Origin of the sequence: Nocardioides sp. GCM10030259, assembly GCF_042666375.1 — a bacterium.
GTDB lineage: Bacteria > Actinomycetota > Actinomycetes > Propionibacteriales > Nocardioidaceae > Nocardioides.
This window is the reverse complement of sequence record NZ_JBHTDF010000023.1, coordinates 43,566-63,871: the sequence shown is the minus strand read 5'-3', so window position 1 is coordinate 63,871 and position 20,306 is coordinate 43,566. Positions and strand designations below refer to the sequence as shown.

18 protein-coding genes are annotated in these 20,306 nt (G+C 72.3%); 12 read left to right on the top strand and 6 right to left on the bottom strand.

The window, feature by feature from the left end; translation table 11 throughout:
* The first annotated feature begins 47 nt into the window (after window positions 1-47).
* Both ACFQQI_RS18605 and ACFQQI_RS18600 read left to right on the top strand, forming a co-directional pair.
* Window positions 48-1,742, top strand: a complete 1,695-nt coding sequence (locus ACFQQI_RS18605; protein ID WP_378566937.1) for an FAD-dependent oxidoreductase — start codon at window positions 48-50, stop codon at window positions 1,740-1,742.
* Complete coding sequence (locus ACFQQI_RS18600; protein WP_378566934.1) at window positions 1,735-3,120, top strand: adenylate/guanylate cyclase domain-containing protein; 1,386 nt, start codon at window positions 1,735-1,737, stop codon at window positions 3,118-3,120. Before ACFQQI_RS18605 ends, ACFQQI_RS18600 begins: the two co-directional genes overlap by 8 nt.
* 37 nt (window positions 3,121-3,157) lie before the next feature.
* On the opposite strand, the gene ACFQQI_RS18595 is transcribed toward ACFQQI_RS18600, so the two are convergent.
* A complete protein-coding gene (locus ACFQQI_RS18595) occupies window positions 3,158-5,224 on the bottom strand; it encodes a 3-hydroxyacyl-CoA dehydrogenase NAD-binding domain-containing protein (RefSeq protein ID WP_378566931.1) in 2,067 nt (688 codons plus the stop codon).
* Complete coding sequence (locus ACFQQI_RS18590) at window positions 5,224-6,423, bottom strand: thiolase family protein (RefSeq protein WP_378566928.1); 1,200 nt, start codon at window positions 6,421-6,423, stop codon at window positions 5,224-5,226. Before ACFQQI_RS18590 ends, ACFQQI_RS18595 begins: the two co-directional genes overlap by 1 nt.
* 127 nt (window positions 6,424-6,550) lie before the next feature.
* Here ACFQQI_RS18590 and ACFQQI_RS18585 point away from each other — a divergent pair, with 127 nt between their 5' ends.
* Genes ACFQQI_RS18585 through ACFQQI_RS18565 form a run of 5 tightly spaced genes read left to right on the top strand, consistent with a single transcriptional unit; the run spans window position 6,551 to window position 11,047 of the window.
* Window positions 6,551-7,501, top strand: a complete 951-nt coding sequence (locus tag ACFQQI_RS18585) for a PAC2 family protein (protein ID WP_378566925.1) — start codon at window positions 6,551-6,553, stop codon at window positions 7,499-7,501.
* A gap of 1 nt (window position 7,502) precedes the next feature.
* On the top strand, window positions 7,503-8,354 hold the full coding sequence (locus tag ACFQQI_RS18580) for an acyl-CoA thioesterase (protein ID WP_378566922.1): 852 nt from the start codon (window positions 7,503-7,505) through the stop codon (window positions 8,352-8,354).
* Entirely contained in the window at window positions 8,354-9,256 is a 903-nt protein-coding gene (locus ACFQQI_RS18575) for an acyl-CoA thioesterase (protein ID WP_378566919.1), read from the top strand. The genes ACFQQI_RS18580 and ACFQQI_RS18575 overlap by 1 nt, the downstream gene beginning before the upstream one ends.
* Entirely contained in the window at window positions 9,253-10,371 is a 1,119-nt protein-coding gene (locus ACFQQI_RS18570) for a DNA glycosylase AlkZ-like family protein (RefSeq protein ID WP_378566916.1), read from the top strand. The genes ACFQQI_RS18575 and ACFQQI_RS18570 overlap by 4 nt, the downstream gene beginning before the upstream one ends.
* Before the next feature lie 58 nt (window positions 10,372-10,429).
* Window positions 10,430-11,047: a sigma-70 family RNA polymerase sigma factor gene (locus tag ACFQQI_RS18565; protein WP_378566913.1), complete on the top strand. Its 618-nt coding sequence runs from the start codon at window positions 10,430-10,432 to the stop codon at window positions 11,045-11,047.
* A 7-nt stretch (window positions 11,048-11,054) separates the two neighbouring features.
* On the opposite strand, the gene ACFQQI_RS18560 is transcribed toward ACFQQI_RS18565, so the two are convergent.
* Window positions 11,055-11,876: a MaoC family dehydratase gene (locus ACFQQI_RS18560; RefSeq protein ID WP_378566910.1), complete on the bottom strand. Its 822-nt coding sequence runs from the start codon at window positions 11,874-11,876 to the stop codon at window positions 11,055-11,057.
* Between the two features lies 1 nt (window position 11,877).
* Entirely contained in the window at window positions 11,878-13,227 is a 1,350-nt protein-coding gene (locus ACFQQI_RS18555; RefSeq protein ID WP_378566907.1) for a 3-oxoacyl-ACP reductase, read from the bottom strand.
* A 98-nt stretch (window positions 13,228-13,325) separates the two neighbouring features.
* Here ACFQQI_RS18555 and ACFQQI_RS18550 point away from each other — a divergent pair, with 98 nt between their 5' ends.
* Complete coding sequence (locus ACFQQI_RS18550) at window positions 13,326-14,606, top strand: acetyl-CoA C-acetyltransferase (RefSeq protein ID WP_378566904.1); 1,281 nt, start codon at window positions 13,326-13,328, stop codon at window positions 14,604-14,606.
* A 4-nt stretch (window positions 14,607-14,610) separates the two neighbouring features.
* On the opposite strand, the gene ACFQQI_RS18545 is transcribed toward ACFQQI_RS18550, so the two are convergent.
* Entirely contained in the window at window positions 14,611-15,291 is a 681-nt protein-coding gene (locus ACFQQI_RS18545) for a TetR/AcrR family transcriptional regulator (RefSeq protein ID WP_378566901.1), read from the bottom strand.
* Between the two features lie 199 nt (window positions 15,292-15,490).
* Here ACFQQI_RS18545 and ACFQQI_RS18540 point away from each other — a divergent pair, with 199 nt between their 5' ends.
* Together ACFQQI_RS18540 and ACFQQI_RS18535 are read left to right on the top strand one after the other, a co-directional pair.
* A complete protein-coding gene (locus ACFQQI_RS18540) occupies window positions 15,491-16,258 on the top strand; it encodes a hypothetical protein (RefSeq protein WP_378566898.1) in 768 nt (255 codons plus the stop codon).
* Complete coding sequence (locus ACFQQI_RS18535) at window positions 16,251-16,529, top strand: hypothetical protein (protein WP_378566895.1); 279 nt, start codon at window positions 16,251-16,253, stop codon at window positions 16,527-16,529. The genes ACFQQI_RS18540 and ACFQQI_RS18535 overlap by 8 nt, the downstream gene beginning before the upstream one ends.
* 233 nt (window positions 16,530-16,762) lie before the next feature.
* On the opposite strand, the gene ACFQQI_RS18530 is transcribed toward ACFQQI_RS18535, so the two are convergent.
* Complete coding sequence (locus tag ACFQQI_RS18530; protein ID WP_378566892.1) at window positions 16,763-18,265, bottom strand: ATP-dependent DNA ligase; 1,503 nt, start codon at window positions 18,263-18,265, stop codon at window positions 16,763-16,765.
* 41 nt (window positions 18,266-18,306) lie between these two features.
* Between ACFQQI_RS18530 and ACFQQI_RS18525 the strand changes: the two genes are divergently transcribed.
* A complete protein-coding gene (locus tag ACFQQI_RS18525) occupies window positions 18,307-19,320 on the top strand; it encodes an App1 family protein (RefSeq protein WP_378566889.1) in 1,014 nt (337 codons plus the stop codon).
* Window positions 19,317-20,303, top strand: a complete 987-nt coding sequence (locus ACFQQI_RS18520; RefSeq protein WP_378566886.1) for a 5'-3' exonuclease H3TH domain-containing protein — start codon at window positions 19,317-19,319, stop codon at window positions 20,301-20,303. The genes ACFQQI_RS18525 and ACFQQI_RS18520 overlap by 4 nt, the downstream gene beginning before the upstream one ends.
* The last annotated feature ends 3 nt before the right edge of the window (window positions 20,304-20,306 follow it).

Sequence of the window (20,306 nt, the reverse complement as noted above, 5' to 3'; positions counted from 1 at the left end):
CCGATATGGGGGACGCCACGCGGGTGTGGTCGGCCTAGCGTCGAGACATGCTCGGTGCGGACTGGGGTGACCGTCCGCTCCTCCTGGCGGTCGACGCCGACCCGCTGCAGCTGCACCGGATCGAGGGCGAGCTGCAGCGGGCTTTCGGCAGCGACTACGGCATCCGCGGCGAGCTGCGCTGCGACGACGCGGTCTCCACGATCGAGGGCGCCCACGCACGGTCGGAGCGGGTCGCGATCGTGCTCGTCGCCGCCGAGCTGGCCGACGAGGAGCGCAGCCGGATCTTCGCCGCGTCGCGGACCCTCCACCCGGAGGCGCGGCGGGCGATGCTGGTGCCGTGGGGCTCCTGGGCCGACCGCGGGACGGCGCAGCGGATCCTCCGCGCGGTCGCGGTCGGCGACATCGACTACTACGTGTTGAAGCCGTGGGCGCAGCAGGACGAGCTCTTCCACCGGACCATCGCGGAGTTCGTGCAGGACTGGTCGCGCAACGAGCCGCAGAGCTTCCGCGAGGTCGTGGTCGTCGCCGACCGGTCGTCGGCCCGCGGGTTCGCGATCAGCGACCTGCTGAGCCGCAACCGGATCCCGTACTCCTTCCGCGCCCGCGACTCCGAGACCGGCGGCGAGATCTACGAGCGGTACGCCGCGTCCGGGGCCGAGGTCGTCGTCTGGCTGCGCGCGCTCGGCGGCCTGGCCCTCGTCGACCCCACCGACATCGAGATCGTCGAGGCGTGGGGCATGTCGACGCAGCTCCCCGACGAGCGCGAGTATGACGTGCTCGTCGTGGGCGCCGGGCCGGGCGGGCTCGGTGCCGCGGTGTACGCCGCGTCCGAGGGCCTGCGCACGCTCGTGGTCGAGCGGGAGGCCCTCGGCGGCCAGGCCGGCACGAGCTCGCTGATCCGCAACTACCTCGGCTTCTCCCGCGGCCTCCGGGGCTCCGAGCTCACCCAGCGCGGCTACCAGCAGGCCTGGGTCTTCGGCGCGCAGTTCGTGCTGATGCGGGAGGTGGCTGGGCTGCGCCGCGACGGCGACCGGTTCGTGGCCACGGTCGCCGACGTCGGCGAGGTGTCCACCCGAACCGTCGTCCTGGCCTCCGGTGTCTCCTACCGCCGGCTCCAGGTGCCCTCCCTCGAGCAGTTGTCGGGCAAGGGCGTCTACTACGGCGCCAACGTGTCGGCTGCCCACGCGCTGACCGGGCTCGACGCCGCGGTCGTGGGCGGCGGGAACTCGGCCGGGCAGGCGGTCCTCCACCTCGCCCGCTACTGCACCCGCGTCTACCTGGTGGTCCGCGGACCCGACCTCGTCGACAGCATGTCGGCGTACCTCATCGACGCGATCGACGCCGAGCCCGTCATCGAGGTGCTCACCGAGAGCGAGGTCGTCGACGGCGCCGGCGACGGACGCCTCGAGCAGGTGACTATTCGGCACCGGACCAGCGGGGAGCAGCGGGAGGTCGCCCTCAACGGGCTCTTCGTGATGATCGGCGCCCAGCCGCGGACCGACTGGCTGCCGCCGGAGGTGGGGCGCGACGGCCACGGGTTCCTGCTCACCGGAGCCGACGCCGCGAGGTCGGACGCCTGGCCGCTCGAACGGCCGCCGCAGCCGTTCGAGACGACGCTCCCGGGGGTGTTCGCCGTCGGCGACGTGCGCTGCGGCTCGGTCAAGCGGGTCGCGTCGGCCGTGGGGGAGGGCTCCGTCGTCGTCTCCCAGGTCCACACCCACCTGAGCACGGCGCATGGCTGAGCGGCGCACGCCCTCGCCCGCCCGGCTCGCCGGCGGCGCCGTCGCCCTGCTGCTGCCCCTGGTGGGGCTGGCGCTGCTGCTCACGCAGTCCGACCTCGATGTGACCTGGGAGCACCAGCCGGCGCACTTCTGGCTGGTCTTCGCGACCGCTGCCGTGGCCGCCGGGCTCGCGTACGCGACCGGTGACGCCGCGATCCGGCGCGGCGACGCGCGGGTGCTGCAGGTGTCGCTGACGTTCCTCGCCTCGGCCGGGTTCCTCGCGCTCCACGCGCTGGCGACGCCCGGCATGGTGCTCGACGCCGCCAACCTGGGCTTCATGCTCGCGACGCCGATCGGCGTCGCGGTCGGCTCCGTCTTCGCGGTGCTCTCGGGGCGCGACATCCCGGCCGCGCGCGCGGAGGCAGAGGTACGGCGGGGCCGGGCGCTGCGCATCGCGCTGCTGGCCGTGATGGCGGGCTGGGGCGCGTGGTCGCTGCTCGGCCTGCCACCGCTCGACCGGCCGCCCACGGCCGACGACGCGGTCACCGACGTGCTCGCCGTGATCGCGATCGTGCTCTACGGGATCGCGGCCGCCCGCTACGCGCAGCTCTGGCTGCGGCGGCCGTCGGTGGTGCTGCTGGCGATGCTGTCGGCCTTCGTGCTGCTGGCGGAGGCGATGGTCGCAATCGCCCTCGCCGACAACTGGCACCTCGCGTGGTGGGAGTGGCACCTGCTGCTGCTCGCAGCCTTCGCGCTCGTCGCGCTCGGGGCGCGTGCGTCGTGGCACGAGGAGCGGTTCGCCGACCTCTACCTGCCCGCGACGACGTCGGGCACCCGGGTCATCAGCGTGCTCTTCGCGGACCTGCAGGGCTTCACGACGTACTCCGAGGGGCATGACCCGGAGGAGGTCACCGCGATGCTCAACGCCTACTTCGCGGCGACGGTCCCGGCGGTCGTCGACCCGTACGGCGGCGACGTCGACCGGATCGTCGGCGACGCCCTGATGGTGACCTTCAACAAGCGTGGCGACCAGTCGGACCACCCGCGGCGCGCCGCTGCGGCCGGGCTGGCGCTGCAGGCCGCGGCCGGACGGGTGCACGCCGACCACCCGGACTGGCCGCGGTTCCGGGTCGGCATCAACACCGGCCCGGTCGCGGTGAGCCTGCTCGGCACCGCCGGCGGCCGCACGCACACCGTGATCGGGGACGTCGTCAACACGGCCTCGCGCATCGAGGGCAAGGCGCCGGCCGGCGGCGTCGCGGTCGGCGCAGCGACCAAGGCGCTGCTCCCCGACGCGACGACGGTGCCGCTCGGCGACCTGGAGCTCAAGGGCAAGAGCGAGGCGGTGCCGGTGCACCTGCTCGTCGCGCTGGAGGAGCGGCCCGACCCGGCGCGCTAGCCGAATTCAGCTGGGCACCGGGTCGGGCCTCCAGCGGTCAGTGGAACTTCCCGAGTCCCTCCCGCTCGAGAAGCATCGTCAGACCGCCGTTCCAGAACGAGAATCCTGCACCCGTGATCATCGCCAGGTCCAGGTCCTCGGCCGCGACGACGACACCCTCGTCGAGCATCCGGCGGGCCTCGTCGGCCAGGCCGGTGAGCACCCGCGTGCGGACCTCGTCGGCCGTGAGCACGACCGGTGACGCCGGCTGCTCGAGCAGCGCCTCGACCTCGGGGTCGAGGCTGCCGTCGGCGCCGTAGTACGACGCCTTCCTCGCCGCGACGACCCGCTCGAGCGCGGGGGAGACGTAGAAGCGGTCCGGGAACGCGCCGTGCAGCGTCTCGTTGTTGTGCAGCGCGATCGCCGGCCCGACGAGCGACAGCAGCACGAACGGCGGCATCGGCGCGACGCCCGCGAAGGCGCCGTCGACGACCGGCACCGGCGTGCCCTCGTCGACGATCCGCCCGACCTCGCCCATGAAGCGGCCGAGCAGCCGGTTCACGATGAACGACGGGCTGTCGTTGACCAGGATCGTGGTCTTCTTCAGCGCCTTGCCGGTCGCGAACGCCGTCGCGAGCGCCTCGTCGGAGGTCTTGCCGCCGCGGACGATCTCCAGCAGCGGCATCACCGCGACCGGGTTGAAGAAGTGGAAGCCGACGACCCGCTCGGGGTGCTCGAGGTCGGCCGCCATCTCCGTGATCGACAGCGACGAGGTGTTGGTCGCGAGGATGCACTCGGGGGAGACGGCCCTCTCGACGTCGGCGAACACCGACTTCTTGACCGACATCTCCTCGAAGACCGCCTCGATCACGAAGTCGGCGTCCGCGAAGACGTCGCTCTTGTCGACCGCGCCGGTGACGAGTGCCTTGTGGCGGTTGGCCTTGTCGGCCTTGATCCGGCCCTTGGCGAGCAGCTTGTCGATCTCGGCGTGCACGTAGCCGACGCCCTTGTCCACGCGCTCCTGGTCGAGGTCGGTCAGCACGACCGGCACCTCGAGGCGGCGCACGAAGAGCAGCGCCAGCTGCGAGGCCATCAGGCCCGCGCCGACGATGCCGACCTTGGTCACCGGACGGGCGAGTGACCTGTCGGGCGCGCCGGCCGGGCGCTTCGCCCGCTTCTGCACCAGATCGAACGCGTAGAGCGAGGCCAGCAGCTCCGGCGTACGCGACAGGGCCTCGAGCGCGTCGTCCTCGCGCGCGAAGCCCGCGTCGCGGTCGCCGTCGCGGGCCGCGTCGATGAGCTCGACGGCCTTGAGCGCGGCCGGGCTCGCGCCACCCGTCTTCGACTGCGCGACGGCGCGGGCGCGCGCGACGGCGGCGTCCCACGCCTCACCGCGGTCGACCGCCGGGCGGTCGACGACGATCTCGCCGCGGAGCACCGCGTCGGCCCAGAGCAGCGACTGCTCCAGGAAGTCCGCGCCGGAGAAGACCGCGTCGGCGAGGCCGAGCTCGTACGCCGCAGCGCCGCCCAGCGACTTGCCGTTGTTGAGCGGGTTCTCGAGGATCGCGGTCACCGCCTTGTCGGCGCCGACCAGGTTCGGCACCAGGAAGGCGCCGCCCCAGCCGGGGATCAGGCCGAGCATGACCTCGGGCAGGCCGAGCGCGGGGGCGCTGTCCATCACCGTGCGGTAGGTGCAGTGCAGGGCGACCTCGAGGCCGCCACCGAGGGCGAGGCCGTTGATGAACCCGAAGGACGGCTTCCCGCCCTCGCCGAGCTTGCGGAAGACCGCGTGGCCGAGCTCCGCCACGACGCGCACGCCGTCGGAGCCGCCCCCGGCGATCGACGTCAGGTCGGCGCCCGCTGCCAGGATGAACGGCTTGCCGGTGACGCCGATCGCGGTGATCTCGTCGTCGGCGAGCGCGGCGTCGATGGCCTCGTTGAGGGCGAGGAGCGAGCGCGGGCCGAAGGTGTTCGGCTTCGTGTGGTCCTCGCCGTTGTCGAGTGTGATCAGGCCGAGCACGGCGCCGCCGGGGAGCGTCGCCCTGCGCAGGTGGGCCCGGGTGACGCGCTCGGCGTCGGAGGAGATCTCCTGGGCGCGGTTCAGCAGGTTCGTCAGGTCGCTCATCAGGCGTTCTCTCCAGTCCAGTGCGGGTTCTCCCAGATGACGGTGCCGCCCATGCCGATGCCGATGCACATGGTGGTCAGGCCGTAGCGGACCTCGGGGCGCTCCTCGAACGCCTTCGCGAGCTGGGTCATCAGCCGCACGCCGGACGACGCCAGCGGGTGGCCCATCGCGATCGCGCCGCCGTACGGGTTGACCCGCTCGTCGTCGTCGGCGATGCCGAAGTGCTCGAGGAAGGCGAGCACCTGCACGGCGAAGGCCTCGTTGACCTCGAACGCGCCGATCTCGTCGATGGTCAGGCCGGCCTGCTTGAGGGCCTTCTCGGTCGCCGGGATCGGGCCGGCGCCCATCACCTCGGGCTCGACGCCGACGAAGGAGTAGGACACCAGGCGCATCTTGACCGGCAGCCCGAGCTCGCGCGCGGTCTCCTCATCGGCGAGCAGCGCGGCGGTCGCGCCGTCGTTGATGCCGGCGGCGTTGCCCGCGGTCACCTTGCCGTGCGGGCGGAACGGCGTCTTGAGCGCGGCCAGCGACTCCATGGTCGTGGCGGGACGCATCGGCTCGTCGGTGGTGGCGAGGCCCCAGCCCTCCTCGGCGGAGCGGGTCGCGACCGGCACCAGGTCGGGCTGGATCCGGCCGGAGTCGTACGCCGCAGCCGTCTTCTGCTGCGAGCGCACCGCGTAGGCGTCGACGCGCTCCTTGGTGATCGTCGGGTAGCGGTCGTGCAGGTTCTCCGCGGTCTTGCCCATCACGAGCGCGTCGGGGTCGACGAGCCGCTCGGAGAGGATGCGCGGGTTGGGGTCGACGCCCTCGCCCATGGGGTGGCGGCCCATGTGCTCGACGCCGCCTGCGATCGCGACGTCGTACGCGCCGAAGGCGATGCCGGACGCCGTGGTCGTGACGGCGGTCATCGCGCCGGCGCACATCCGGTCGATCGCGTAGCCGGGGACGCTCTGCGGCAGCCCGGACAGCAGCGCGGCGGTGCGGCCGATGGTCAGGCCCTGGTCGCCGATCTGGGTGGTCGCGGCGACGGCCACCTCGTCGACGCGCTCCGGCGGCAGCGACGGGTTGCGACGCAGCAGCTCACGGATGCACTTGATGACGAGGTCGTCGGCGCGGGTCTCGGCGTACTGGCCCTTGGCCTTGCCGAACGGGGTGCGCACGCCGTCGACGAAGACGACCTCTCGCGACTGTCGGGGCACGGGTTCTCCTCGGAGCGGAAAGCAGTGGACGCGCACAGGTTACCAGCGGGTAATAACGGTGCGCGTGTGACCTCTCCCTCGCCGGGGGTCCCCGAAGTCCGCGCCGGTCGTCACTACGCTGTAGCCCATGCCGGATCGCCGCCTCGTGCACATCGTCGACGACGTTCCCGAGCTCGAGGACGGCGCTTCGCTGACGATGGTGCTCGTGCTCGACGGGTTCCTCGACGCCGGCAACGCGGCGGGCCGGGCGGCCCAGCACCTCGTCGACCTGTCCGAGGGCCCGGTCGTGGCGACGTTCGACATCGACCAGCTCCACGACTACCGAGCCCGCCGGCCCCCGATGTCCTTCGTGCGCGACCACTACGCGTCGTACGCCGCACCGCGCCTGGTCGTGCGGCTGCTGCGCGACGCTGGCGGTACGCCGTACCTGCTCCTCCACGGTCCCGAGCCCGACATCCGGTGGGAGGCCTTCTGCCGGGCGGTGCGCGAGGTCGTCGAGCGCCTGGGCGTCAGCCGTGTCGTGGGGATCGGGTCGGTGCCGATGGCGGTGCCGCACACGCGCCCGATCGCGCTGACCCCGCACGCCAACGACCCCGCGCTGCTCACGGGCGAGAGCCCCTGGCGTGGCGAGCTGCGCATCCCGAGCAGCGCCCAGGCCCTGCTGGAGATCCGGCTGGGGGAGTGGGGCCACGATGCGATGGGCTTCGTGGCGCACGTGCCCCACTACCTCGCGCAGATGGACTACCCGCTGGCCGCCGCCGCGCTGCTCGAGCAGGTGGAGCTCGCCGGCCGGCTGACGATCGACCTCTCCGGCCTGCGTGCCGAGGCCGAGGACAAGGACGCCGAGATCGCGGGCTACCTCGCGGCCAACGAGGAGGTCGCGGAGGTGGTCGCGGCGCTGGAGCGGCAGTACGACGCGTTCGAGCGCTCCGAGGACCGCGGCTCCAACCTGCTCGCGGCCGACCAGCCGCTGCCCACCGGCGAGGAGATCGGGGCCCAGTTCGAGCAGTTCCTCGCCGGGCTCGACGGCCCCGAGGACCCCGAGCCGCAGGACGGCGACGACCAGGAGAAGGACTGAGATGCCGCGCGACGCCGACGAGCTGCTCGAGCTGCTCGATCTCGAGAGGATCGACGACGACCTCTACCGGGGCGCGCAGATGCCGACGACCCGCCCGATGGTCTTCGGCGGCCAGGTGGCCGCGCAATCGCTGGTGGCGGCCTCCCGCACGGTCGAGGGGCCCTACACCGCGCACTCGCTCCACTCCTACTTCCTCCAGCCCGGCGACCCGTCCGTGCCGACGATCTACGACGTCGAGAAGCTCCGCGACGGTCGCTCGTTCCTGACCCGCCGCGTGATCGCGCAGCAGCACGGGCGGCCCATCTACGCGCAGACCGTGAACTTCCACCTCGCCGAGTCCGGGCTCGAGCACCAGGAGTCGATGCCCGACGTACCCGGTCCCGACGACGAGTCCGTGCGCCCGGTGACCCGGCGCCAGCAGCAGGAGCTGCACGCCGACCAGTGGAACGTCGCCGACATCCGGTTGATCGGCTCGTCGGCGTCGGGGCTGGAGCCCGACGACCGCCACCCGGCGCGGCAGCGGGTGTGGCTGCGGGTCTCGTCGAAGCTGCCCGACGAGCCGTTCTTCCACCAGGCGGCCTTCACCTACCTCTCCGACATGACGCTGGTGGGCGCGGCGATGGCGCCGCACGGCGTCAGCTTCGGCAGGGGCGACGTGTTCGTCGCGTCGCTCGACCACGCCGTGTGGTTCCACCGGCCGTTCCGGGCCGACGAGTGGTGGCTCTACGACCAGGTCTCGCCGTCGGCCTCGTCGGGCCGCGGCCTCGTCATCGCCCGGGTGTTCGGCCAGGACGGGTCGCTGGTGGCGTCCGTCGCGCAGGAGGCCGTGCTCCGGCCGCGGAAGGGGGCCTGATGGCCGAGCAGAACCCGACCGAGGAGCTCGTCGACCTGCTCGACCTCGAGCAGATCGACGTCGACCTGTTCCGCGGCAAGCAGCCCCAGACCGTTCGCGCCCGCGTGTACGGCGGGCAGGTCGCCGCCCAGGCGCTGATCGCCGGCATCCGCACGGTCCCCGCGGAGTACGCCGTGCACTCGCTGCACTCCTACTTCCTGCTCGGCGGCGACTACTCCGTGCCGATCGTGTACGACGTGGAGCGGATCCGGGACGGCCGCTCGTTCGTCACGCGCCGGGTCGTGGCCCGCCAGCACGGCCGCCCGATCTACTACCAGACCCTGAACTTCCAGAAGCCCGAGGAGGGCTACGACCACCAGGACGCGATGCCGTCGGTCGGCGACCCGGAGACCGGCTTCGACCTGGTCGACGTGATGCGTCGCGGCGGCAACGCCGAGGCCGACGCGCTCGCGAAGGAGTGGGGCGCCCTCGACGTGCGCTGGCTCGGCAACACGCGCTTCGGGCTCGACCCCGACGACGAGCACGTCTCGCAGGCGCGGATGTGGATCCGGCTGCGCGACGGCCTGCCCGACGACCCCGCGATCCACGTCGCGGCCTTCACCTACGCCAGCGACGTGAGCCTGCTGGGCTCGACGCTCTCGGTGCACGACGTGAACCCCTCGAAGACGCAGATGGCCTCGCTCGACCACACGCTGTGGTTTCACCGGCCGTTCCGGGCCGACGAGTGGTGGCTCTACGACCAGTGGTCGCCGTCGGCCCAGGGCGCGCGGGGCCTGGCCTTCGGCCGGATCTTCACCGCCGACGGGACGCTGGTGGCGACGGCCGCCCAGGAGGGCCTGATCCGCCCGCGGCGCCCCGGGTCCGAGGGCCCCGGCGCCAAGGAGCCGGTCGGCCGGCCGTGACCGAGCCGCTCCGGCTCAGCCGGACCGATGCCCGGCGCCTCGCCGTAGGCGCTCAGCTGCTGACGGCCGACCGGCCGCACGACCTCGTCGAGGTGGTGCGCCACCTCAGCGTGGTGCAGGCCGAGCCGACCAGCGCGATCGCGCCGAGCGCCGACCTGGTGCTGTGGAGCAGGCTCGGCCCGTCGTACGACGTCGCGTCGCTGCGCGAGGCACTCGACGAGCAGACGCTGATCGAGCACCAGGGGTTCTTCCGGCCCACCGCGGATCTGACGCTCTTCCGCGCCGAGATGGCGGCGTGGCCCGGCACGGGCGAGCTCCAGGACTGGCAGGTGGCCCGGGCGGAGTGGGTCGAGGCCAACTCCGGCTGCCACCGCGACCTGCTCGACCGGCTGCGCCGCGACGGGCCGCTCCCGACCAGCGAGCTCCCGGACTCCTGCGAGGTGCCGTGGCGGTCGTCGGGGTGGAACAACGCGCGCAACGTCCAGATGCTGCTGATGCTGATGGTGGCCCGAGGCGAGGTGGCTTGCGTCGGGCGGGAGGGTCGCGAGCAGCTGTGGGACCTGGCCGACCGCGTCTACCCGGACGACCCGTGGCCCGACGTCGAGGAGGCCGGCCGCATCCTCCACCGGCGACGGCTCGCCGCTCTGGGCATCGCCCGGGCGAAGGCCGCCTCGTCGCCGGGGGAGCAGCACGACGTGGGTGACGCCGGGGTGCCGGCCGTGGTCGAGGGGGTGCGCGGCTCCTGGCGGGTCGACCTCGCCCTGCTCGACGCGCCGTTCGAGGGGCGCGCCGCGCTGCTGTCGCCCTTCGACCGCCTCGTGCAGGACCGCAAGCGGCTGGGGGAGGTCTTCGAGTTCGAGTACCTGCTCGAGATGTACAAGCCCGTGGCCCAGCGGCGATGGGGCTACTACGCGCTTCCGATCCTGTACGGCGACCGCCTGGTCGGGAAGCTCGACGCGAGCGCAGACCGCGCCGAGGGCGCGCTCGTCGTGCGAGCGGTGCACGAGGACGTGCCCTTCGCGCCCGACGTGGCCGCCGCCGTTGACGCCGAGATCGACTCCCTCGCGGAGTGGCTCGGGCTGGACGTCGTACGCCTCGACCGGTCGGGCGGCTGACGACCAGCTGGTCTGGTCCAGAACTGCTGGGGCGCACCATCCTGCCGATGGGGCTGCCATGAGCAACGCACAGGACGGACCCAGCGCCGACGAGCTGACGCTGTCGGCGGTGCCTCTCGTGCACGACATCGTGCGGGAGGTGGCGGCGCGCATCCCGTCGTGCGTCGACCGCGACGAGCTGCTCTCGGTCGGCCTGGTGGCCGCGGTGCAGGCCGCCCGCGACTACGACCCGGTCGCCGACGACGACTTCCTCGTCTACGCCAACGCGGTCGTGCGCAGCGAGATCCTGGTCGTGCTGCGCACCACCGACGTCCCCGCGTCGCGCCCCGCACCCGTCATCGTCGGCACCGTGCCGGCCGACGCGCGGCTCACCGGCCTGCGCGAGGCGATCGGCGCCCTCGAGGAGCGGCACCGCCTGGTGCTGGACGGCTACTTCCTGGACGAGCGCGCCACCGCCGCACTCGCCGCCGATCTCGGCCTGACGGAGCCGCAGGTGGTGCAGCTGCGCACCGAGGCGCTGGTGCGGCTGCGCGACACGCTGCACGCGCACGCCATCGACCCGAGCCGCACCGCGCCTCGGGGCGGCCTGCGCGCGGCGTACGCCGCGGCGTCCGGGCGTCGCCGGCTGGTGCCGACCGCTGCGACCGGGCCCGACCTGCCGCGCGGCGCCGCCTGACGACCGGTCAGGCGGGGGTCGCCGCGCCCGCGAGGTGCGGCGCGCCGCTGGACGGCGACGACAGCGAGAACGCGTAGCCACCGGGCTCCGTGGTCCGGCGCGAGCCGAACGCCACCGAGCCGGGCAGCAGGATCGGCTTCTTGAAGCCGACGGCGACGGTGACGGCTTCGGGCAGCCGGTTCTCGAGCGCGCCGACGCAGCGAGCCATCGACCACATGCCGTGGGCGATCTGGCGCGGGAAGCCGAACGCCTTCGCGGTCAGGGGATAGAGGTGGATCGGGTTGCGATCGCCCGAGACGGCGGCGTACCGCCGCCCCAGGTCGGCCGGGAGCCGCCACCGGATGCCGGTCGGCGCCGTCTCGGGGAACGCCGTGCCCGCGGGCGCGTCGTCCGGGCCGCGGCCCAGGCGCAGGAACGTCGACGTCTCCTCCCACACGAGCTCGCCGCGCGAGTGCACGTGGGTGACCATGTCGAAGACCTGGCCCTTCGCGTGCGGGCGGAGGTGCTCGGGGTGGGCGGTGACCTGGAGCTTCTCGGTGAGCGCGATCGGTCGGTGCTGGGTGATCGAGTTCTCGAGGTGGACGGTGCCGATGGCCTGGAAGGGGAAGCTGCCGTCGGTCATGATCCGCATGTGCAGCCCGAAGGCCAGCAGGTGCGGGTACGGCAGCGGCAGCACGTCCTTGCGGGGGAAGCCACAGAGGGCGGCGTACGACGCGACGTGCCCGGCGTCGACGGGCACGTCGTGACGCTCGAGGCGCAGGTCGGGCAGCTCACTCCCGGGGCGGAGCTTGGGCAGCGCCGCCTTGAGCAGGACGGGGACGCCGACCACGTCAGGCCCCCAGCATCATCTGGCCGCAGACGCGGACGACGTTGCCGTTGACCGCCGTCGAGCCCGGGCTGGCGTACCAGGCGATCGCCTCCGCCACGTCAACGGGCAGGCCGCCCTGGGCCATCGCGTTGAGGCGCTGCCCGACCTCGCGCGTGGCGAACGGCACCGCCGCAGTCATCTGCGTGATGATGAAGCCGGGCGCGACAGCGTTGATCGTGATGCCGCGGTCCAGCTCGTCGGCGAGGGAGTCGACGAGGCCGATGACGCCGGCCTTGGACGCGGCGTAGTTGGTCTGCCCGACGTTGCCGGCGATGCCCGCGATCGAGGCGACGCCGACGATCGAGCCGTTGTCGTTGAGGACCTTCTGGTCCAGCAGCTCGCGGGTGATGCGCTCGGGGGCGGTGAGATTGACGGCGATGACCTGCTCGAACCGGTCGCCCTTCTCAGCCGAGGCCGCCATGTTCGCGAGCCTGCGGTCGCGGGTGATGCCGGCGTTGTGCACGACGACGTCGACGCCGCCGTGCTTCTCCTTCAGGTGGCGGGCGATGCGCTTCGGCGCGTCCTTGGCGGTGATGTCGAGCACGAGGTGGTCGCCGTCGAGGTCGCGCATCACGGCCTGGAGCTCGCTGGCCGCCTGAGGCACGTCGACGCCGACGACGGTCGCGCCGTCGCGGTGGAGCACGCGGGCGATCTGCTCGCCGATGCCGCGGCTCGCGCCGGTCACCAGCGCGACCCTGCCCTCGAGCGGGCGCAGCCAGTCGCCGACCTGGCCCGCGTCCTTGCTCCCGTGGGCGCCGATGCGGACGACCTGGCCGGAGACGTACGCCGACTTGGGGGAGAGCAGGAACGCCAGGGTGCTGTGCACCGCGCCCTCGGCGCCCTCGGCGACGTAGACCAGCTGCACGGTGCCGCCGCGCCCGATCTCCTTGCCGAGGCTCCGCGTGAAGCCCTCGAGCGCCCGCTGGGCGACCCGCTCGGCGCCGTCGACCTGCTCGGGCGGGGTGCCGAGCACGACCACCCGCGGGCAGCGGTCGAGGCGGCGCAGCAGGGGAGTGAAGAAGTCACGGAGCTCGACCAGCTGCTCGGAGGACGTGATGCCGGTGGCGTCCAGGACCAGGCCCTTGAACGTGCCGTCGCCCGTGGTGTCCGTGACCGCGGCGATGCCGAGCGAGTCGAGGATGCCGACGAGGTCATCGGCGAGCCGGCCCCGGCCGCCGACCGCGACCGTGCCGTCGACGAGCGGGGCGCCCTCGGCGTACCGCTCCAGCGCGACGGGCTGCGGGAGGCCCAGGAGCTTCGACACCTGCTTGCCGATGGCGGACTCGGTGAAGCCGCGGTAGAGATCGCTCATGGCTGGTATGTAACTCCTCGTGTAACTCAGTGTCCAGATTTCGTGATCTGGCACTCATGTCCTTCACGTCGTTCCCGCTCGCGGCGCAGGCTGAACCCATGACCACCAGCACTCGTCGAGTCGCCGTCATCGGCGGCAACCGCACGCCGTTCGCCCGCTCGAACACGGTCTGCGCCGACGCGTCGAACCAGGACCTGCTCACCGCCGCGATCGACGGCCTCGTCGCGCGGTTCGGACTGGAGGGGGAGCGCCTCGGCGAGGTCGTCGCCGGTGCGGTGCTCAAGCACGCCCGCGACTTCAATCTGGCGCGCGAATCCGTGCTCGGGTCGCGCCTCGCGCCCGAGACGCCCGCCGTCGACATCCAGCAGGCCTGTGGCACCGGCCTGCAGGCGGCGATCCAGGTCGCGAACAAGATCGCGCTCGGCGTCATCGACGCCGGCATCGCCGGTGGCACCGACACCACCTCCGACGCGCCCGTCGCGATCAGCGACAAGCTGCGCAAGAAGCTGATGAAGGTCAACGCCGCCCGCGACACGGCCGGCAAGGTCAAGGCGCTCGGCGCCATCCGGCCCGGCGACATCGGTTTGGAGATCCCGCAGAACGGCGAGCCGCGCACCCGGCTCTCGATGGGCGAGCACGCCGCGCTGACCGCGCTCGAGTGGGAGATCACGCGCGAGGCGCAGGACGAGCTCGCCGCCGCGTCGCACCAGCACCTGGCGGCGGCGTACGAGCGGGGCTGGCTCGATGACCAGGTCACGCCGTTCCGCGGGCTCGAGCGCGACAACAACCTGCGGCCGGACTCGTCGGTCGAGAAGCTCGCGAAGCTCAAGCCCGTCTTCGGCCGCGGCGAGGCCGCGACGATGACGGCCGGCAACTCCACGCCGCTCACCGACGGCGCGTCCGCCGTGCTGCTGGCGTCGGAGGAGTGGGCGGCGGAGCGCGGGCTGGAGCCGCTGGCGTACTTCGCCGACGCCGAGACCGCCGCCGTCGACTACGTGCACGGCGGCGAGGGCCTGCTGATGGCACCGGCGTACGCCGTGCCGCGGTTGCTCGCGCGCAACGGCCTGTCCCTCCAGGACTTCGATTTCTACGAGATCCACGAGGCGTTCGCCTCGCAGGTGCTCGCGACGCTGATGGCGTGGGAGGACCCGATCTTCTGCAAGGAGCGGCTCGGCCTCGACGCGCCCCTCGGCTCGATCGACCGCTCGCTGCTCAACGTCAACGGCTCGTCGCTCGCCGCGGGGCACCCGTTCGCCGCCACCGGCGGCCGGATCGTCAACGTGGCCGCCAAGCTGCTGGCCGAGAAGGGCTCCGGTCGCGCGCTGATCTCCATCTGCGCCGCCGGTGGTCAGGGCGTCGTCGCGATCCTCGAGCGCTGATGGCTCAGTGCGTGGCGAGCGCCAGCGCCGAGGCGACCAGGTAGTCGCGGACCTGCTCGGGGGAGATGGTGCCCACGGTGGGGATGCCGGGCGCGGCCTCCTTCACGAGGATGCCGACCCGGGCGAGCTGGAGCGCGCCGAGGCCGCTCGCGTAGAGCGTGTTCGCGAGCAGCACCGGGTCCTCGACCCGGAACTCGCCCTTCTCCACGCCGTCCTCGAGCACCTGGGTCAGCAGCGCGAGGCAGCCGGAGATGCCGCGGCCGAGCCGGAAGAGCGCGCTCTCGGAGATCTCGTCGAGCAGGTCGGGACCGGTGCGCCGCATGATCGTCTGCGCGCAGTCCACGAACGCCGGGTGCGCCACGCCGTACTCCACGAACGCCGCCACCACGTCGGCCAGCTGCTGGGCCGGGTCGTCAGAGCCCGCGACCGCCTCGGCGAGCGCGACGCGCAGCTCGTCGAGGTACTCGACCAGCGTGAGTGCGAAGAGCTCCTCCTTGCCGGTGAAGTGCCGGTAGACGATCGCCCGGTTGATCCCGACCGCCTTCGCGATGTCCTCGATCTGCGCGTCGCGCACCCCGCGCTGGTCGAAGAGCCCCCGCGTCGCCGAGATGATCTCCTTCTCGCGGGCCCGGCGTCGGGCCGCCGCAGCCGTACGCCGGCCGTCGGTCTCGGGAGCAGTCGCCATGCCGTCAGTGTACGAGCCGTGACACCGCGTGTTGCACGGTTGTGACGAATCGGGACGGGTCAGCCGGGCTGGCGGCCGAGAGGGCTTGCGATGGAACAGGCGCCCGACCGCGGCCGTAAGCCGTAGAGATTTTACTTGTTCGACGTTGAATCTCTGCTAGTGTCTACGTCATCGCGGACCTGCGAGTAGATGGAGTAAAATGGTGGTCGCACCGGCATTCAAGTTTACGTCCCATGACCTCGACGCCTCGATCGAGGTCGCCAAGGCTATCGAGGACAACGGCGGCATCGCGTCCCAGGACGAGTTGGCAGTCTGGCTCGGGTACAAGAGCAAGAACAACGGTGCGTTCCTAAGCCGAATCGCGAGTGCGCGTGCGTTCGGGCTCCTCACTGGGCAGGCCGGGGCGCTGGAACCCTCGCTCCGTGCGCGAAATATCCTCCGGCCGGACTTCCCCGCCACCGAACAGCGTGCGCGACTCGAAGCGTTCGAGGACGTCCCGCTCTACAAGGCGGTCCTGGATCACTACCACGGCGAGACGCTCCCCGACGCCAAGGGTCTGCGAAACGCGCTGGAGACGCGTTGGCAGATTCACGAAGATCGCTCGACCGGAGTCCTGGGCCGCCTTCTGGATTCTGCCGAGCAAGCTGGGCTGTTCGCCGTTTCGGGAGGTCGGACGCGCATGATTCGACCTTCTCTTGGAGAAGCCGCGCGACGTCCGGCCGTATCGACCGGTGCGGCCGCTGCGACACCCACGTCGACTCGTCACCCGACATCGCATGGAGTCGCAGACGCACGACACCACAAGGTCATCGATGGCGTCCTCGACATGCTTCCGCCGACGGACTCTGATTGGCCCGAGCCTGCCATGGCCCAGTGGCTGAGCTTCTTTGAGTCCGCGCTTCGGGTTGTGTATCGCGTCCCGGCGCCGCCAACCGGCTCCAGAAGCACTGGATCTCGAGATGAGTAGCGCTGCCGCAGCCGCAGGTCGCGATGGGCGCCCGGTGCCTTATGTAACGATGCTTGCTGGGATTGCCCTGAGGGAATTCGAGCGCCTGAGCGTTGTCGAGCAGATCGCTATAGACGAGGTGCTTAACGGACTCGAGTGGCACCCACACCCCGACGATGCTTTCGACGTCGACGATGCTTTCGCCGTACGGCGGTGTGGATTCTGGATCGTTTACCAGCGCGACGATCTCACGAAGTCGATCACAGTTTGGGTGATCATCCCGCAGGACTAGGGTTCGTTCGGTCGGCCACGTCAAGGTTGCGCCGGCGGACCCGGCGCCCATCATCTGCATCCCTGGACTGTCGGTACAACGCGGTGAGATGCGCGACGACACCGCCGCGCGGATCAGGAACTTGCGACGCCAGATCAACGACGTTTACTTCGTCGTCCGACACATCGGCCTCCGAATGGTGAACGGTCAGCTGTTGGCATCAGTAAACACCGGTATGTCGCCGCAGCTACAAGCTACAAGTAGTTTCGAACCGACTCAATGGTGTCCGCCTCGTGGGCGGGCTTGTCGTCGCGGTAGCGAACCACCCGCGCGAACCGGAGCGCGACACCACCGGGGTAGCGCGTCGAGCGCTGCACGCCGTCGAACGCGATCTCGACGACCTGCTCTGGCCGAACGTAGACGATATGCCCCTCTCGGTGCGTTTCGAGCTCCAGGAAGCGCTCCGTTTGCCAAGCCAATACCGAGTCGGTCATGCCCTTGAACGTCTTGCCCAGCATCACGAGCTCGTCGGTGGCCGGGTCGCGGGCGCCGAGGTGGATGTTGGAGAGCCACCCCTGGCGGCGGCCGGAGCCCCACTCGACGGCGAGCACGACGAGGTCGAGCGTGTGCACCGGCTTGACCTTGACCCACGCGGCCCCGCGGCGGCCGGCGTCGTACGCCGCGGTCAGCGACTTCAGGACGACGCCCTCGTGACCGGACCCGAGCGTGTTCTCGAGGAACGCCGCCGCGTCGGCCGGCGAGTCCGTCACCAGGCGCGGCACCCGGTGCGTCTCGGGGACGAGCCGGTCGAGCGCCGCGGCGCGCTCGGACGCCGGCGCGTCGAGGAGGTCGTGACCGTCGAGGTGCAGCACGTCGAAGAAGTACGGCGTGACGACGACGCCCGCGGCCATCGCCGTGCGCGACGCGGTCTCCTGGAAGGGGCGCGGCCGCCCCGCCTCGTCGAGGGCCAGCGCCTCGCCGTCGAGCACGAACGACGTCGCCGGCAGTGACAGCGCCACCTCGACCACCTCGGGCAGCCGGGCGGTGATGTCCTCCAGGGACCGGGTGGCCACCACGACGTGCGAGCCGGACCGGTGGACCTGGATCCGGATGCCGTCGAGCTTCACGTCGACGGCCGCCGGGTCTCCGCCGCCGGCCTTGGCAAGTGCCTCGGCGACCGTGGGCGCGCTCGAGGCGAGCATGGGGAGCACGGGGCGGCCCACTTCGAGCCCGACCGCCGCCAGCGCATCGACGCCCTCGAACGCCGCGCGCGCGACCGCGACGGTCGACCCGCCGAGCATCGCGGCGCGGCGCACGGCCGCGAGCGGCACGGATGCGGCGGCGGCCAGCCCCTCCTGGACGAGCGAGTCGAGCGCGCCCTGGCGCACCTCGCCGGTGACGACGCCGCGCAGCCACTGCTGCTCCTCGGTGGTGGCCCGCCCGAAGAGCTCGGCCACGGCGGTGGCCCGGGCGCCCTGTGAACCCGCGCCCGACAGGGCCGCGATCCGGTCGAACGTCACGTGCACCTGCTCGACGGTCAGGGTCGAGGACTCCGCCGGGTCGGGCAGTGCGGCGAGGCTGCGCCAGCCCAGGCCGGTGCGCCGCTGGCGCAGCGCGCCGCCGACGTACGCCGTGACCGTCTCGATGTCGTCGGGGCCCGCGGTCGCGAGCAGCGCGGCGATCGCGGCCACCTTGGCCTTGCGGGACCGGGTGGCGGCGACCGTCGTGGAGGTGGCGACGACGTCCGCGAGCAGCATGCGGTCATTCAACATGCAGTCGCCGACACTAGGTTGGACGCGTGGGACGCAAGCAGCGGCTGCTCGTCGGGGCCGAGCACCGGTGGGACGCGCTGCGACGGCGCCGCAAGGCCGGCGGGGTCCCCGAGAACTTCCGGGTCGACACCTACCTCGGCCACGGCGGACCCGAGGGGGTCGTCGTCCGCGGCCGGGTGCTCGACAACCCGCCGCCCGCGCCGGTCATGGAGGGCGAGGGCGTCGGTGCGGCGCTGCGGCGGAGCCTCGGGCAGTTCGTGACCGACGAGCTGCCCGGCGTGCCCCTGCGGATCACGGTCGGCGACGCCACCGCGGAGGTCGTGAGCGACGCCGAGGGCTACTTCAACGCCGAGTTGCGCCCGGGTGCCCTCGCCAGTCCGTGGCAGGACGGGTGGGTCGAGCTGGCGGAGGAGTACCGCGGGCTGACCGAGCACCGCGCGACCGTCCGGATCCGGGTGCCGGGGCCGGACGCCCGCTTCGGGATCGTGTCCGACATCGACGACACCATCCTCCAGACCGGCGTGCAGCGGGTCGGGCAGATGCTGCGGCAGACGTTCACCGGCTCGGCGCTGACGCGGACGCCGTTCCCCGGCGCGGCGCCGCTCTACCGGGACCTCAGCCGCGGCGTGAACCCGGTCTTCTACATCTCCTCGAGCCCGTGGAACCTGCACGCGTTCCTGCTCGGCTTCCTCCGCCACCGCGACTTCCCGCTCGGTCCGGTGCTGCTGCGCGACCTGATCGGCACCCACGACGGCCGCGCCCGCAAGCACGAGCGCATCGAGGAGGTGCTGCGGCTGCACCCTCAGCTGCCGTTCGTGCTGATCGGCGACTCGGGGGAGCGGGACCCGCAGGTGTACGCCGACATCGTGCGCGCCCACCCCGGCCGGATCCGCGCGGTCTACATCCGCGAGGTGCGGCTCGACCCCGGCGACGGCCGGGTCGAGAAGGTCACCGACGCCTGGGACGCCGACGTCCCGTTCGTGCTCGCGGCCGACAGCGACGCCGTACGCCGGCACGCTGATGAGATCGGGCTGCTGTGACGGGAGACCGCCTGCTGCTCGCCGTCGACGCGCCCTCGCTGCTCCACCGCAACCACCACGCGCGGGCGGAGTCCGGGCTGCGCGACCTCGGCGGCCGCCCGGCCTGGGCGCTGCACGGCATGGTGCGCCAGATCCTCGAGGCGATCGACCAGTTCGCGCCTGATGCCGTGCTCTTCGGGCTCGACGACCGGGCCGCGTCCGTGCGGGCCGACGCCTACCCGGCGTACAAGGCCGGCCGCGCCGAGAAGGACGCCCACCTCGTCGACCAGCTCGGCCGGGCCAAGGCGCTCCTCGACGCCCTCGGCCTGCTCGCGGTGCAGCCGGCCGGGCTGGAGGCGGACGACGTCAGCGCGTCCGCGGCCACCTGGGCCGAGCGTGAGGGCTGGCGGTGCGTGATCATCACCTCCGACCGCGACGCCTTCGCGCACATCAGCGAGCGGACGCAGGTGCTGCGCCTGATCACCGGCGGGATCGTGGGGTCGCCGCTGCTCAACCCGGCGCGGTTGCACGCGATGTACGGCATCGAGGCCGGGCACTACCTCGAGTACGCCGCGCTGCGGGGCGACGCGAGCGACAACCTGCCGGGCGTGCCGGGGATCGGCGAGAAGACCGCACCGGTCCTGCTCTCGCAGATGGGCTCGATGCGGGCCGTGTGGGCCGACATCGACCACTGTGCGGGCGAGAACCTCGTGGCCACCATCGACTCCTGGTGCGAGGAGACCGGCCAGCGTCGCATCGGGTCGGCGCTGCTCAAGCGGCTCGCCCCGCAGGAGGCGCGGGAGCGCTTCGACTTCAACCTCGCGATGATGACCGGCCGCACCGACGTCGACCTCGGCCTCACCCCCGAGGTGCCGGGCACCCCGGGCCTGCTCCCGCTCGACCCCGGCCGGGTGACGCGGGTGGTCGGGCACCTCGGCGTACCGGCGACGACGGACCTCGCGCTCCGGGTGCTCACCGAGCCGCCCGCCTCCGTGGGCTGGTGAGCC

Excerpts from the sequence above, each read along its gene's own strand:
- ACFQQI_RS18575 (WP_378566919.1), top strand. The coding sequence starts at position 8,354 with ATGGCCGAGCAGAACCCGACCGAGGAGCTCGTCGACCTGCTCGACCTC.
- ACFQQI_RS18530 (WP_378566892.1), bottom strand. The coding sequence starts at position 18,265 with ATGCTGCTCGCGGACGTCGTCGCCACCTCCACGACGGTCGCCGCCACC.
- ACFQQI_RS18555 (WP_378566907.1), bottom strand. The coding sequence starts at position 13,227 with ATGAGCGATCTCTACCGCGGCTTCACCGAGTCCGCCATCGGCAAGCAG.
- ACFQQI_RS18585 (WP_378566925.1), top strand. The coding sequence starts at position 6,551 with ATGCCGGATCGCCGCCTCGTGCACATCGTCGACGACGTTCCCGAGCTC.
- ACFQQI_RS18600 (WP_378566934.1), top strand. The coding sequence starts at position 1,735 with ATGGCTGAGCGGCGCACGCCCTCGCCCGCCCGGCTCGCCGGCGGCGCC.
- ACFQQI_RS18540 (WP_378566898.1), top strand. The coding sequence starts at position 15,491 with ATGGTGGTCGCACCGGCATTCAAGTTTACGTCCCATGACCTCGACGCC.
- ACFQQI_RS18565 (WP_378566913.1), top strand. The coding sequence starts at position 10,430 with ATGAGCAACGCACAGGACGGACCCAGCGCCGACGAGCTGACGCTGTCG.
- ACFQQI_RS18535 (WP_378566895.1), top strand. The coding sequence starts at position 16,251 with ATGAGTAGCGCTGCCGCAGCCGCAGGTCGCGATGGGCGCCCGGTGCCT.
- ACFQQI_RS18545 (WP_378566901.1), bottom strand. The coding sequence starts at position 15,291 with ATGGCGACTGCTCCCGAGACCGACGGCCGGCGTACGGCTGCGGCGGCC.
- ACFQQI_RS18595 (WP_378566931.1), bottom strand. The coding sequence starts at position 5,224 with ATGAGCGACCTGACGAACCTGCTGAACCGCGCCCAGGAGATCTCCTCC.
- ACFQQI_RS18580 (WP_378566922.1), top strand. The coding sequence starts at position 7,503 with ATGCCGCGCGACGCCGACGAGCTGCTCGAGCTGCTCGATCTCGAGAGG.
- ACFQQI_RS18605 (WP_378566937.1), top strand. The coding sequence starts at position 48 with ATGCTCGGTGCGGACTGGGGTGACCGTCCGCTCCTCCTGGCGGTCGAC.
- ACFQQI_RS18550 (WP_378566904.1), top strand. The coding sequence starts at position 13,326 with ATGACCACCAGCACTCGTCGAGTCGCCGTCATCGGCGGCAACCGCACG.